Origin of the sequence: Posidoniimonas polymericola, assembly GCF_007859935.1 — a bacterium.
Lineage (GTDB): Bacteria > Planctomycetota > Planctomycetia > Pirellulales > Lacipirellulaceae > Posidoniimonas > Posidoniimonas polymericola.
The window spans coordinates 233,954-247,946 of sequence record NZ_SJPO01000001.1; the positions used below are offsets into that span (position 1 = coordinate 233,954).

11 protein-coding genes are annotated in these 13,993 nt (G+C 66.8%); 10 read left to right on the forward strand and 1 reads right to left on the reverse strand.

All coding sequences use genetic code 11. The annotated features are described in order from the left end of the window. The first annotated feature begins 52 nt into the window (after positions 1-52). From Pla123a_RS00945 to Pla123a_RS00960, 4 genes are all read left to right on the forward strand, one after another. A complete protein-coding gene (locus Pla123a_RS00945) occupies positions 53-1,984 on the forward strand; it encodes a UbiD family decarboxylase (protein WP_146583649.1) in 1,932 nt (643 codons plus the stop codon). A gap of 99 nt (positions 1,985-2,083) precedes the next feature. Continuing rightward, the gene (locus tag Pla123a_RS00950; protein WP_146583650.1) at positions 2,084-2,425 is read left to right on the forward strand and encodes a prepilin peptidase; all 342 of its coding nucleotides are present in this window, start codon (positions 2,084-2,086) and stop codon (positions 2,423-2,425) included. 132 nt (positions 2,426-2,557) lie between these two features. Further along, a complete protein-coding gene (locus tag Pla123a_RS00955) occupies positions 2,558-3,943 on the forward strand; it encodes an MBL fold metallo-hydrolase RNA specificity domain-containing protein (RefSeq protein ID WP_197527568.1) in 1,386 nt (461 codons plus the stop codon). A 170-nt stretch (positions 3,944-4,113) separates the two neighbouring features. Next, a complete protein-coding gene (locus Pla123a_RS00960) occupies positions 4,114-5,706 on the forward strand; it encodes an SHD1 domain-containing protein (protein ID WP_197527569.1) in 1,593 nt (530 codons plus the stop codon). Positions 5,707-5,743: 37 nt separating this feature from the next. Here Pla123a_RS00960 and Pla123a_RS00965 read toward each other — a convergent pair whose 3' ends face one another. After that, the gene (locus Pla123a_RS00965; protein ID WP_146583653.1) at positions 5,744-6,592 is read right to left on the reverse strand and encodes a phosphohydrolase; all 849 of its coding nucleotides are present in this window, start codon (positions 6,590-6,592) and stop codon (positions 5,744-5,746) included. 206 nt (positions 6,593-6,798) lie between these two features. On the opposite strand from Pla123a_RS00965, the gene Pla123a_RS00970 reads away from it, so the two are divergent. From Pla123a_RS00970 to Pla123a_RS00995, 6 genes are all read left to right on the forward strand, one after another. Next, positions 6,799-7,683: an LOG family protein gene (locus Pla123a_RS00970; protein ID WP_146583654.1), complete on the forward strand. Its 885-nt coding sequence runs from the start codon at positions 6,799-6,801 to the stop codon at positions 7,681-7,683. Positions 7,684-7,894: 211 nt separating this feature from the next. Continuing rightward, positions 7,895-8,941, forward strand: a complete 1,047-nt coding sequence (sppA, locus tag Pla123a_RS00975) for a signal peptide peptidase SppA (protein ID WP_146583655.1) — start codon at positions 7,895-7,897, stop codon at positions 8,939-8,941. 148 nt (positions 8,942-9,089) lie between these two features. Then, positions 9,090-10,145, forward strand: a complete 1,056-nt coding sequence (rlmN, locus tag Pla123a_RS00980) for a 23S rRNA (adenine(2503)-C(2))-methyltransferase RlmN (protein WP_391541654.1) — start codon at positions 9,090-9,092, stop codon at positions 10,143-10,145. Positions 10,146-10,564: 419 nt separating this feature from the next. After that, entirely contained in the window at positions 10,565-10,921 is a 357-nt protein-coding gene (locus Pla123a_RS24400) for a hypothetical protein (protein ID WP_197527570.1), read from the forward strand. Between the two features lie 691 nt (positions 10,922-11,612). After that, entirely contained in the window at positions 11,613-13,505 is a 1,893-nt protein-coding gene (locus tag Pla123a_RS00990) for a sensor histidine kinase (RefSeq protein WP_197527571.1), read from the forward strand. After that, entirely contained in the window at positions 13,498-13,902 is a 405-nt protein-coding gene (locus Pla123a_RS00995; RefSeq protein ID WP_146583658.1) for a response regulator, read from the forward strand. Before Pla123a_RS00990 ends, Pla123a_RS00995 begins: the two co-directional genes overlap by 8 nt. The last annotated feature ends 91 nt before the right edge of the window (positions 13,903-13,993 follow it).

Genomic DNA, 13,993 nt, shown 5'->3' on the forward strand with positions numbered 1-13,993 from the left:
AGGCGAACGCCAGCATCAGGCACACAAAACCGGGACCGATTGATTTAAGTCTATGGGCTACAAGTCGCTTCAGCAGTGCGTCACGGACCTCGAGCAGCACGACCACCTGCGCCGCATCGACGCGCCGATCGACGCGTACCTCCAGGCGGCGGCCATCCACCGCCGGGTCTACGCCGCTGGGGGGCCTGCGCTGCTGTTCACCAACGTTGCCGGCTGCCGCTTCCCGATGGTCAGCAATTTGTTCGGCACGCTCGAGCGGTCGCGGTTCATGTTCCGCGACACCTACGAGACCGTGCAGCGGCTGATCGGCCTGAAGATCGACCCCAGCGGAGCGCTGCGGGCGCCGTTTGCCGCGGCCAAGGCTTCGTTCTCGGCGCTGCACATGCTGCCCCGCATCGTCCGCACCGGCCCGGTGATGGCGAACGAGACCCAAGTCAGCCAGCTGCCGCAGCTGGTGAGCTGGCCCCGCGACGGTGGCGCCTTCGTCACTCTGCCGCAGGTCTACACCGAGGACCCCACGGCGCCCGGCGTGAAGCGGTCGAACCTCGGCATGTACCGCATCCAGCTCTCTGGCAATGAGTACGCCAAGGATGAGGAGATCGGCCTGCACTACCAGTTGCACCGCTCAATCGGCGTGCACCAGGCGGCGGCGATGCGGATGGGCAAGCCGTTCCGCGTCAACATCTTTGTCGGCGGCACGCCGGCCATGAACCTGTCTGCCGTGATGCCGCTGCCCGAGGGGATGAGCGAGCTGACCTTTGCCGGCGCGCTGGGCGGCGGCCGCATCCGCATGGTCGCCCGCTCAAAAGGGCTGCCGGTGCACGCCGACACCGACTTCGCCATCTGCGGCACGGTGGTTGACGGGCGGATGCTGCCCGAGGGGCCGTTCGGCGACCACCTCGGTTACTACTCGCTGCAGCACCCGTTCCCCGTGCTCAAGGTCGAGCACGTCTACCACCGCACCGATGCTATCTGGCCGTTCACGGTGGTCGGGCGGCCGCCGCAGGAGGACACCGCATTCGGTCAACTCATTCACGACCTTACCGGGCCGATCATCCCCACGGTGCTGCCGGGAGTTCACGGCGTGCACGCGGTCGACCAGGCAGGCGTGCACCCGTTGCTGCTGGCGATCGGCAGTGAGCGCTACATGCCGTTCATGAAAGCAGTCCGGCCGCAGGAGCTGCTCACCCAGGCGTGCGCGATCCTCGGGCAGGGGCAGCTCTCGCTCGCCAAGTTCCTGATGATCATCAACCACGGCGACGCGCCGAACCTCAACCTGCACGATATCTGCACGTTCCTGACGCACGTGCTGCAGCGGGCCGACTGGACGCGGGACCTGCACTTCCACACGCAGACCACAATCGACACGCTCGACTACTCGGGCGATTCGCTCAACGCCGGCAGCAAGCTGGTGATCGCCGCGGCCGGGCCCGAGCGGTTCGAGCTCGAGTCCCGCATTGAAGATCCGATTGGCCTGCCCGATGGGTTCAGCGAGCCGCACGTCGTCATGCCCGGCGTGGTGGCGATCCGCGGCTCGCGCCTGCCGCAGCCCTCGTTTGACTACGACGCCGCCCGCCGCGATTCGGCGGCCGGGCCGCTGGTGGAAGAGCAGGGCATGAGCGAGTCCGCCGCCCGCGCGGCGGCCGACATCAATCGGCTTACCGACGCCATTCCGCCGGGGCACGCGCTCCGCAGGTTCCGGTTAATCGTTGTGTGCGACGATCCTGCTTTTGTTGCGGACGCGTCGGGCGGGTCGTCGATAGACAACTTCTTGTGGGCCACATTCACCCGGGCGAACCCCGCCGCCGACGTGTACGGCGTCGATGCGTTCACGCACCAGAAGCACTGGGGCTGCCGCGGCCCGCTGGTGATCGACGCCCGCATCAAGCCGCACCACGCGCCGGTGCTGGAGGAAGACCCCGAGTTAACGAAGAAGGTAGAATCCATGGCCGCCAGCGGCGGCCCCTTAGCTGGATTATTCTGAGTTCATACCCCATGAAGCGTCGCGGCTCCGCCGCGCGGCAGAGCCGCGACGCTTCATGATTTCGCTCGAACCAAACTGAAATCCGAATTCCGCAATCCCATGTGGGACTGGCTCAACACCACCGAAGTGCCGACCTGGCTTGAAGCCGCGCCGCTTGTTGCGCTCGAGCTGTGGTTGTTCGCCGTTGGGGGGTGCATCGGCAGCTTCCTGAACGTGGTGTACCACCGCGTGCCGCGGGGCGAGGACATCGTGGTCCGCGGGTCGCACTGCCCGGTCTGCGACCACCCAATCCGCTGGCGGCACAACCTGCCAGTGATTGGCTGGCTGGTGCTCCGCGGCAAGTGCTACGACTGCAAGGCTCCGATTCCGATTCGCTACTGGCTGTTCGAACTGTTCTTCGGCGCGTTGTTTGCAATTGTCGGCTGGTGGGTTTGGGGATAGTCAGGTGGCAGGCCCGAGCAGGGCGTGGCCGGGATGCTAGCGATTCACCCCGCCCTTTTATGGCGTGGCAGCCGGATCTGCTACACTGCCTTCTCCATTGCCAATCCAATCTTTGACTCCTCACACTTCCTTATGATCCGACTCACGTTCCACGGCGCGGCGCACACGGTCACCGGCTCCAAGTACCTGCTCGAGGCCGACGGCGCCAGCGTGCTGATCGACTGCGGTCTGTTCCAGGGGCTCAAGAAGCTCCGCGAGCTGAACTGGGCCGGCACACCGTTCAAAGCCGGCGAGCTCGACGCCATCCTGTTGACACACGCGCACCTCGACCACTGCGGCTACCTCCCGCGGGTGGTCAAGGAGGGCTACAACCACCGCGTGTTCTGCACGCCGGCCACCGCCAAGCTGGCAGAGATCAACATGCTCGATTCGGCGAAGATCCAGGAGCAGGACGCCGAGTACGCCAACAAGAAGGGCTTCAGCAAGCACAAGCCCGCGCTGCCGCTGTACGACGGCCGCGACGTCCTCGACACGATCAAGCTGTTCCGTGAGTGCGAGCGCGAGGACTGGTACAACGTCGCGGGACCGATCTGGGCCCGCTTCCACGACGCCGGGCACCTGCTCGGCTCGAACATGATCGAGGTCGAGGTCCGGCAGCACGAGAAGGTCACCCGCATCCTGTTCTCCGGCGACGTCGGCCGCTACGACGGACCCCTGTACCACGACCCCACACCGCCGCCAGAGTGCGACTACCTGGTCTGCGAGAGCACCTACGGCAACCGCGATCACCCGGAGACCGACCTTCAGAAGTCGCTCGGCGAGGTGATCAACCGCGGCATCGAGCGGGGCGGGGTGATCTTGATGGCCTCGTTCGCGGTGGGCCGCGCGCAGCAGCTCATCTACCTGCTGCAGCTCTTGAAGTGCGACAACGTCATCCCCGACCTGCCGATCTACCTCGACAGCCCAATGGCCTGCAACGCCACGGACATCTACCGCGAGCATAGCATCGACCACGACCTCTCCGAGGGCGAGCTGTGCGGCGACCGCCCGGTGCTCGGCGGCCCGGCGGTGCACCTCTGCCGCTCGCCAGACGAGTCCAAGGCCCTCAACAACATCGACCACTCGGCCATCATCATTGCCTCGAGCGGTATGATGACCGGCGGCCGCATCATCCACCACCTCAAGCGGCGGCTCTCCGACCCGCGCACCACTCTAATCATGGGCGGTTACCAGGCGGTCGGCACCCGCGGTCGGCGGCTGGAAGAAGGCGCCGAGACCCTCCGCATGCACGGCCAGGACATCGCGGTCAACGCGGCCCTCGAGAAGGTGCCCGGCCTGTCCGGCCACGCCGACCGCAGCGGCCTCTTGCGTTGGCTCAAGGACCTGCCCACGCCTAAGCAGACCTTCATGACCCACGGCGAGCCCGACAGCGCCGAGGCGCTCGCCCACACGCTCCGCACCGACCGCGGCTGGGAGGTGACGGTGCCGAAGCTGGGCGATAGCGTGGAATTGGGGTAACGGTGGCGGGCGGGGACGATGGCGTCCTGGCATCGCGCCGGAGTTTTGCCGCCCGCGGCGGCGGCGAATATGATGGAGAGTTGGACCTTACGCACCGCCCCATCAACGACTTGGGTTTCACTATGCCCTCAGCGCCGCGCCCTAGCCTCCTGGCTTCTGCCGTATTACTGATGCTGGCGGCTCACGCCACCGCGGCCGACCAGACGCTGCTGGTCGCCCCGGACGACGCCCCACGCTACCAACTCGGGGGCGTGCGGGTTGAGCCAGGCCGGTTTGGCCGCGATGAGATCGTCATCGGCTACACACGCACCCGCGAGGGTGACGTCGGGGTCTCGCTCGCTGGCCGCTCCAAGGAGGGCGCGATTTCGATCATGGGGATCTCGCCCCGCAGGGACGAGGTCTCCGGCGAGTTCCGCCTGAACCAGATGTTCGGCGGCCGCGGCGGGGCGCTCGACTACGAGTTCTATCTTGTTTCCTCTGCAAGCTGGGCCGGCGAGAACTTCGGCCAGTGCCTTGTCTCCAACACGGTGTCGATCGGTTCGCCCGGCGGCAGCGTCCGCACCCGGCAGTGGACGGCCGAGGAACGGGCCGCGTACGAGAAGCATCAGCTAGGGAAAGAGCCCCCCGCATCGCTGCCGAGCGGCTACCAGGCGGTCGAGCGAGGGACGACCCTGGTCCCCGGCATGCCGATCAAGGTCGGCTACTACGGCGACTGGAAGGACGCCGAATACATCAACGATGTGAACGAGGTGCTCGTGAACTTCCGCTTCCATGACGAGAGGCTTCTCAATCAGAAGACCCGTACCGGTTGGGTCGCCGTCGACCCCGAGGTGCTGAAGCAGACCCGCCAGAACCTGAGCCAATTCGCGCCCAGCGTGTCGGTGCTGCCCGGCGGCCGGGTGCCGCTGGAGGAGGGTATGGCGCCGCTGCCTAAGGGGACCGAGCTGCTCGTGGGCACGCCGCTCTACTACGCCCGCGGCAACGAGTGGCGCGAAGCCTATGTACTCAACGCTGACAGCAGCGGCGTGAAGGTGCGTTACGAGGGGCTCTCTTCGGCCTTCGACCGGCAGAACGACTGGAGCGAGTACGCGATCCGCAAGGAGACCCTCACCCGGCTCTCCGAGCCCGGCGCCGCGGAGGAGTTCGCCGCCAACATCCCGTCCGAACGCAAGAGCTCCTCGGACGCCTTCCCGAGTGGCGAGTCGGTCCGCGCCGGCGTGGCCCGCGCCGCCGCCAAGCGGTTCAAGGAGTACAAGGTGTCGATCGACGTTCCCGAGCGGGCCCAGTTTGTACCCGACGACCTGACCATCGAAGAGGGAACCCCGCTGGCGGGATGCTGGGCGCGGAAGTGGAATCCGATCACCGCCATCTCCGAGAACGACGACGGCACCGTCAACGTCCACTGGGACGACTACTCCGACGCCTGGGACTGCAGCATGAGCCGCGACCAGCTGATCATCCAGGACAAGACCGTCCGCAAGCTGCGGCGCAAGTACGGCGAGAAGAGCGGACCGGCGTCGTCGGGCCGCGTCTCGGAAGTGGTGTCGGCAAGCGAGCTCACCAAGACCCTCCGCACTTGGGCCGACGCCTCGGGCCAGCACAAGATCGAGGCCCGCTTCGTCAGCCGCACGGCCGACAAGGTGACCATCAAGACCGACGCCGGGCGGGAGATCAGCCTGGCGATCGACAAGCTGAGCGAAGTCGACCAAGAGCTCTTGAGCAAGGTCAAGCCGGCCGCGGCGGTGGCGAACCCGTTCGAGTGACGGGCCGCGACGCTTCATAAGCAGCTAGCAATCATCGCTACCGCAGGTACCGCCGTTCCGGTTCATCGGTCACGCGGACGTTGATTTCGAGGTAGCCCTTGATCGGGCTGGCGTCGACCTTCGGCATCAGCACCTGCTCGACCTGGAAGATGCCGGCGTAGTCGTCCATCAGGATCGAGATCGCCACCGGCTTGTTCTCGCCCTGCTCGATGCGGACCTCCTTGCAGGCGTCGGCGGAGATCTTGTGCATGTCGCCGACGGCAGGGTCCTTGTGCAGCATGCCGACCAGCCGCGAGCGGCCGGAGGTCATGTCGGTGCCGTCGGCCACCAGGAGCGCGCCGGCCTCGACCGAGTAGACCTTCTCGTTGCCCATGTGGCCGATGATGATCTCGCGGGCTAGCGTGCGGACCATCACCTGGCTGGCGATGTCGTCGGGGAACAGCTTAGGGAGGTAGCGGTCGAACATGCGGTCGGCCATCGCGGCGGAGTGCCACTCGTGCTTCTGCCGCGTCACGCCCATCCCGACGTCGTGCATCAGGGCCCCGAGGACCAGGGCGACCTCGGCGTGCATGCGCTCGCCGTAGCCCTCCTGCACGACCGACGGCTCGACGCCCCCTTCGATCAGCTTGTGCATGATCCGCAGGCTGTGCAGCGCCGCGATTCGCATGTGCACCGGGCCGTGGTCGTTGTGCCGCAGACGTTTGACGGCGACCGAGTTGGCCCACTTCTGCATCGCCAGCAGCTCCGCGTCGACGAGGAACTCCTGCAGGAAACCGACCCAGCCGGGCGCGCACTCGGCGAGCAGCTGCCCGTCGAGCTTCTTGGCGGTTGTGCCGTACTTCTTCGGGTCGAACGGCGAACCCTCGAGTTCTGGGCGTTCGATCATGGATCGCTCCTCGTGCTCTTGTGGCGTGCCTGCAGGCGAGCCCCGGTCGAACGCCGCGACGCGTGTCTCGGTGGGCGTCCCGGTGGGCGGGGTAATCGAATATACTTGGGTACTCCGCGGCAAGGGTATGTCAGTCTGGGTGGTTTCTCGCCCGGTTTTGCCGCCTTTTCTCTTGGTAACAGTCCCCGCGACCCCGCACGACACGCATGACCTCCCCCAACGAATTCTCCCTGGACGCCCACCACGAGCAGCTGCCCGAAGAGGTCCAGCAGAACCGCCAGGCGATCCTCAGCTCGCCCAGCTACGTGCTGGCAGAGAAGGACGTGTTGTTCCTCTCGGAGCCCGAGATGCGGCCGGTCCGCATGCAGCTGGAGCTGCAGAAGACCGAGCAGGCGATGAACGCCGAGGGGATCGAGTCGACCGTGGTGGTGTTCGGCGGCACGCAGATCGTCCCCGAGCACCAGGCCCAGAGCAAGGTCAAGCTAGCCAGGCTCGAGCTCGACGGCGACCCCGACAACCAGCGGCTGCAGCGGGCGCTGGTGCGGGCCGAGAAGCAGCTCGAGAAGAGCCGCTTCTACGACGAGTGCCGCGAGTTCGCCAAGATCGTCTCGAGCAGCTGCCAGATCGACGGCAAGTGCGAGTTCGTGATCACCACCGGCGGTGGGCCCGGCATCATGGAGGCCGGCAACCGCGGCGCCTTCGACGTCGGCGCCAAGAGCATCGGCCTGAACATCGAGCTGCCGCACGAGCAGGAGCCCAACCCGTACATCACGCCGAGCCTCTGCTTCCAGTTCCACTACTTCGCGATGCGCAAGTTCCACTTCATCCTGCGGGCGGCGGCGCTGGTGGTGTTCCCCGGCGGCTACGGCACGCTCGACGAGCTGTTCAACACGCTCTGCCTGCGGCAGACCGGCCGCATGCAGGCGATCCCGATCATCCTCTACGGACGCAAGTACTGGGACAGCATCGTCAACCTGCAGAGCCTGGCCGACGAGGGCGTGATCGCCGACGAGCACCTCGACCTGGTGAGCTACGCCGAGACCCCCGAGGAGGCGTGGAAGATCATCGCCACGTTCCACGGCGTGGATTAGTCGGCCGCCAATGTATCCCCGGCTCTCCGAGCCGGGACCGCTAGCGAGCCTAATCCCGCGGTAGAGCCATCGCCGGAGCCGCGGATGTTCGCTGCTCCGGCCGCTCACGCGGCCGGCTCTCGGACGGCAGAGCTGAATTCACGGCCCGCCTCGCCGTGCTACAATTCCTCGATTCCGGACCCAACCGACCAGTCAGCACTAGGACCCCTGCATGTCCCCCGACGCACAATCCCCCCAGACCATCGTCATCCAGCAGAAGGAGAGCCTGTTCGGCCGCTTCGGCAAGGTGCTGGTGGCGGTGGTGGTGATCCTGATCTTTTCGCTGATCGGGCTGTCCGCCCAGTACCAGCAGTACTTCAGCGAGCCGGGCGGGCCGCAGGAGAAGTACCACTCGCTCAGCAAGACCGCGACCGACAAAGTGGCGATCATCACGGTCGCCGGCACCATCATCGAGGGGGACGACTTCGTCAAGAAGCAGATCGACCTCGTCCGCGAGGACGACAGCGTCAAGGCCTTGGTGCTGCGGGTCAACTCGCCCGGCGGCACGGTAACCTACAGCGACTACCTGCTGCACCACCTCAACGAGCTGAAGGTCGCCAAGGGGGGCGACGAATTCCCCGTGGTCGTCAGCATGGGCAGCCTGTGCGCCAGCGGCGGGTACTACATCGCGATGGCCGTGGGCGATCAGGAGGACGCGATCTTCGCCGAGCCGACCAGCTGGACCGGCTCGATCGGCGTGGTGATCCCGCACTACAACCTGGCCGGGCTGATGGACGAGTACGGCGTCAGCGAGGACTCCATCACCAGCGGCAAGTTCAAGCGGATGGGCTCGCCCACCCGCGAGATGCGCGAGGACGAGCGCGAGCTGTTCCAGGAACTGGTCGACGAGACCTACCAGGACTTCCGCGACATCGTCAAATCGGGGCGGCCCAAGTTCCGCGAGGACGACGCCGCGCTCGACGAGGTTGCCCAGGGCCAGATCTTCACCGCCAAGCAGGCGGTCGCCAACGGCCTGGTCGACCAGATCGGCTTCATCGAGCAGGCGGTCGAGCGGGCGTGCGAGCTGGCCGGCGTCTCGGTCGACGGCGTGCGGTGCGTGCAGTACAAGAAGCAGCTCACGCCGTTCGACGCGCTGATGAACGCCCAGGCCGCCAGCAACAGCCGCGGCCCGCTCGGCGAGCTGCGTTCGTTCTTCGACCTCACGACCCCGCGGGCGTACTATCTGTACACGACGCTGCCGACAATGATGCAGCGGTAAGGGCGTAAGCGTGCACCGGCGGAGACGCTGGGTGCCGGGGGCGCTCTGCGAAGCAGAAGCCCCCGAGATCGAAGGTTTCCGGCGAAGGATCCGGGGCTTCCGCTGTCGCGGAGCGCCCCGGGCACCCCATGTATTAGGTTCATCTGCTTTGTCCCACCTCCTGACCAACATCGACCAGCATCTCGACGAGTTCGCCGCCCGGCACTCGCTGCCCGGCTACCGCCGCAAGCAGATCCGGCAGTGGCTGTTCGAGAAGCGGGCCGAGGGGTGGGACGCGATGAGCAACCTCTCCAAGCAGCTCCGGGCGGAGCTGGCTGAGGAGCTGACGCTGTGGGCGGCGCGGGTCGACCGGCATAGCGAGGCCTCCGACGGCACCGAGAAGCTGCTGGTCGGGTTGGAGCAGGGGGGGCAGATCGAGTGCGTGCTGCTGCGTGACGAGCACCGCCGCACGATGTGCGTCAGCACGCAGGTGGGTTGCGGCATGGGGTGCGTGTTCTGCGCCAGCGGGCTGGACGGCGTCGATCGCAACCTGACCACCGGCGAGATTATCGAGCAGTTCCTCCGCCTGCAGCACTGCCTGGCGCCCGAGGAACGGATGAGCCACATCGTGGTGATGGGGATGGGCGAGCCGCTCGCGAACCTTGACGCGCTGCTGCCGGCCCTGCAGGAAGCCACCCGGCCCGACGGCCTGGGGATTAGCCACCGGCGGATCACGATCTCGACCGTCGGCCTGCCGAAGTCGATCCGCCGACTCGCCAAGGAAGAAACGCAGTACCGGCTGGCGATCTCGCTGCACGCGCCAGACGACGAGCTGCGGAACCGGATTGTGCCGACCAACGCCAAGATCGGCATCGACGAGATCATGGCCGCGGCCGACGAGTACTACGAGGCGACCCGCCGTCGGCTGACCTTCGAGTACGTGCTGCTGGCCGACCTGAACGACCAGCCCGAGCACGCCCACCGGCTGGTGCGGCTGCTGCGGGGCCGCGAGGCGATGATCAACGTGATCCCCTACAACCCGGTCGCGGGGCTGCCGTACCAGACGCCCAGCATGGAAGCCCAGAAGGCATTCCGAACAGTCCTCGAGCAGGGCGGGCTGGCGGTCCGCTTCCGCCACCGCAAGGGCGACAAGATCAACGCCGCGTGCGGCCAGCTCCGCCGCAGCCAAGCGGGCGCCCAGGACCTGGTTCAATTGGAGTCATGACCGACGCCCGCCGCGGACAACGCCACAGCGGGCAATGACGGACCGGCGGGCGCCAGCTGCACGGAATCACGGCGCCGCCGCCTCTGGTGGGGGTCCGAGCTGATCGACCGCCGCGCTAGGGAAGCAAGAATTTGGTTGGCGACCCATTCTGCCACGGAGCGCCATCGCCCACGTTTCCCGACAAAATTTTCGGTTGCCGCCGCTGCTAGCGGGGCGGATCCACGCAACGGACAAGCGCCGCGGCGCCGTTTGGCGCGCCGAATGCGGCTCCGACCAGCCACGACTTCGCACTCTACCGCGGAAGCATTGCGCTCTAGGTGCTGCCCGCGCTCCACCTCGCGAGGCTGGCGCCGGCGAAGCCCCGCCTCAAGCCCATGCCAATGCCTGCGCAGGCGCCACGGGACAAAAGGAATGAGATGATGAGGATACTAAAGACCGCGCTGGTCGGGGTTTGTGCTGTGGCCATGATCGCCGCCGCCGCGAAGGCCCAGGAGCGGACCACTGGCCGCAGCCAGTTCTTCAACCCGTTTTCGGTGAGCCCCGTACGGCGGAGCACCTGGACAGACGTCTTTATGCCATCGGCAACCGCGGCGAACAGCGTTCCGCTCCGCACGCCCGCGACCGCGAATGGCAACGGCCCCCCAACCACGCCGCCGGGCAACGCCACCGGCCGGCCGATCACGCCGCCGCCGTTCCGCAGCCCCTACCAGCCGCCGCCACGGCCACCGTTCTTCCCGCCCGGGCCGCCCTTCAACCCGCCGGGGCCGCCGTTCTGATCGGCAGCCCACGACAGCAATCACCCCAACAAACGCCGCCGCCTCAGCTGCGGCGTTTGTTGTTTCGGAGGCGGGGTCAAGCTGCCAGGGCCGTGCAACTCGCGAGCGGCCCGCCGGCAGGCTCCGGTGAGATTAACCCAACCAGTGTCACGACGCTTCTGTCGCGACGCTTCGCGGCGGCAGGTTAGTCTCGACATCGCAGCTCGCAGTCGGCAGTAGGCCAGCAAGAGAACACCCCGCGGGGCCTGCCCTCGACCGCGAGACGCGAAAGCGGAAGAAGCTTTACGGGGCGGTTTTCGCGAGAAATGACTCGGTAAGAGTCGGGCAGTTGACGGACAAGGGCGAACGCGTCAGCCGCTAGGAAAAGCACAGCAGCGGTCGCAAATGAACGCGACGAACCGAATCGTGGCTTTGATTTTCTTTGCCGGCGAGCCGCCGCGGCAAGTCGAGGCCGTGACGATGGCGCTAGTCGTGCTGGCGGGACGGCTGTGGGAACCACGCTGCCTGGGCGAAGCGGTCGGGTGGGGCAGGATTGCCGGCCGATCCCGCCGATGGACAACATATGCTTCAGCGGGGAGCTCTAGTTGTTTCGCGTACTACCCCTACCGACCGTCCCGGTTGCGCTTGGATCACCGCAGTTGTGAAGCCGCCAGCCAGGATGGCAGTCCAATCGACGCCCCGCGTCTGGTCCATGAACGCTACGAGCAAGATCAGGTTGCTGACGTTCGGCTCGGTGCTTGTCACCGCGGTCGCTATCAGCGTGACCGCGATCATCGGCATGCAGAGCATGCTGCGACGTTCTGAGGCCAAGAGTCTGCGGCACGACGTGCTGCGGGAGTCGGAACGCCTCGGGCTGGCGCTGCAGGAGGCGCAGCACGACGTGCGCCTGCTGGCGTCGTTGCCCGCGGCCCGGCGGATTCTCCAGTCCCCAAACCCGGCGGAGGACGCCTCGAGCTTGAAGGATCAGCTGGCGGAGGTCTTCCGTCAGATGCTGCGCGCCAAGCCGACCTACACGCAAGTGCGGCTGCTCGGCGTCGCCGATGATGGGTTGGAGCTGGTTCGGGTAGATCACGTGGCGGGCAAAGTGGTACGCGCCGCCGACTCCGAATTGCAGGCCAAGGGAACGCGGCCCTACTTCCGCAAGGCGCTGGAGTCTCCGGCCGGGCGGGTGTACGTCTCGCCGATCTCGTTGAATCGCGAGCGCGGGCGGATCCAGCGGCCGCACCAGCCGATGCTGCGGGTGTCGCAGCGGATCGACGACTCCGCCGGCCAGACGATAGGCATCGTGGTCATCAATCAAGACTTCGCGGAGCTGACAGAGGGCTTGTTTGGGGGGCTCCCAGCTGGCCAAGAACTTTTCCTCACCAACGCGGCGGGCGACTACCTCGTCCACCCGGATCCAGGCCTCACGTTCGGGTTCGACCTTGGCGCCCGACGGCTGCTGCAGGCCGACTACCCCGCCGCGGGCGAGCTTTTTGAGGCGGGCGGGAAAGACGAGCTGTCGGTCGCGATCAAGGACCCTAGCTGGGAGCTGCTGCAACTCCGTCGGACGCCCTTGCTGGACTCGGACCCACAGAGCCACGTCGTGCTGGGGGTGCGTCAACGGCGCGGGTTTGTCGACGCCGGCGGCCTGGGCCTGCTCCGCAGCATCGGCGTGGTGACGTTTGTCTTGTGCGGCGCATGCGGCGCGGCGGCGGTCGCTATCGGCAGGGTGCAGACACGCCCCCTCGAGCAGGTGACCCAAGCGGCGGAGTGCGTCGCGCGGGGCGAGCCGCTGCCCGGCCTGCCGGTCCGACTCACCAACCAGATGGGTTCGCTGGCGCGTGCGGTGCAGAGCATGAACGATTCGCTGCTGAGCCGCCAGCGGGCGCTGACGCAGGCCAATCGCGAGCTGGAGAGCGCCAACGAGAACCTCGCCCACTTTGTTCAGATCGCCGCCCACGACCTCCGCGAACCGCTGCGCAAGCAGCGGAAACTGATCGATCTTCTGCTGCTGGAAGAGGGCGTCTCGCGGGACGCGGACGAGCTGCTCGGGCACGTCGGGCAGTGCTCTCACCGCATGCAGGCATTGATCGACGACTTCCGCGCGGTGGCGGGCGTCGAGCGTTCGGACCTGTCACAAGAGACGGTCTGCCTCAGGCGGGTGATCGAGTCTGTGCTCGACGGCGTGCGCGACGAGCTGCAGAGCCGAAGCGTGCGGGTCGAATGGGAGGACCTGCCCGAGGAAACCCGCGTCTACCCCCAGCTGGTGCGGCTGCTCTACGAGAACCTGATCGAGAACGCGCTGAGTCACGTGGCGGTCGATCGGTTCACGCTCCGCCTCACGGCCCGACATCAGGCCGGCCGCTGGTGGTTCGGCGTGCTCAACACCGGTTCGACAATCCCCAGCGAGAAGCTCGGCGAGGTGTTCAAGGTGTTCCGGCAGGGACCCGCCGCCGACGGCGCTGGCAGCGGCGTCGGGCTGAGCGTCTGCCAGAAGATCGCCGAACGGCACCACGGCGCCATCGCCGCCGAATCGGACTCCGACAGCGTGCACATCCGTTTCACTTTGGAGGAGGCGCGGGTTGCTCAATTCAATGCATGATTGCCCGTTGGCGTTCGTCGACGACGACCCCACCGAGTTGCTGCTCGCCCGCAAGTACCTGCAGCGGTCGGGGCTCGACGTGCCGATGCTCGAGTTCACCTCGGGCGAGGCGTTCCTCGGCCACATCGACAGGGCGGCGGCCGGCGACGGTCCCATGCCGAGGGTGGCGTTGGTCGACATCCGCATGCCGGGCATGAACGGCTTCGAGGTGTTGGAGCGGTTGCGGAGCCGACCCGGCAGCGACGGGGCGCCCCGGGTGGTGATGTTCTCCAACTCCGACGACCCACGCGACATCGAACGCGCACTAACCAGCGGCGCCGACGACTACGCCGTGAAGCCTGACAGCGGCGAGGCGTTCCTCGAGCTGCTGCAGTCGCTGGTCGCCCAGTGCGCCTGATTGCGGCGCCGGCTTGGCCGCGTTGGTACGCCCTTTGCACCTGGGTGCTCTCGATCTCAACAGGTGGTTGAGGCGGAAACAAGCGACCCAG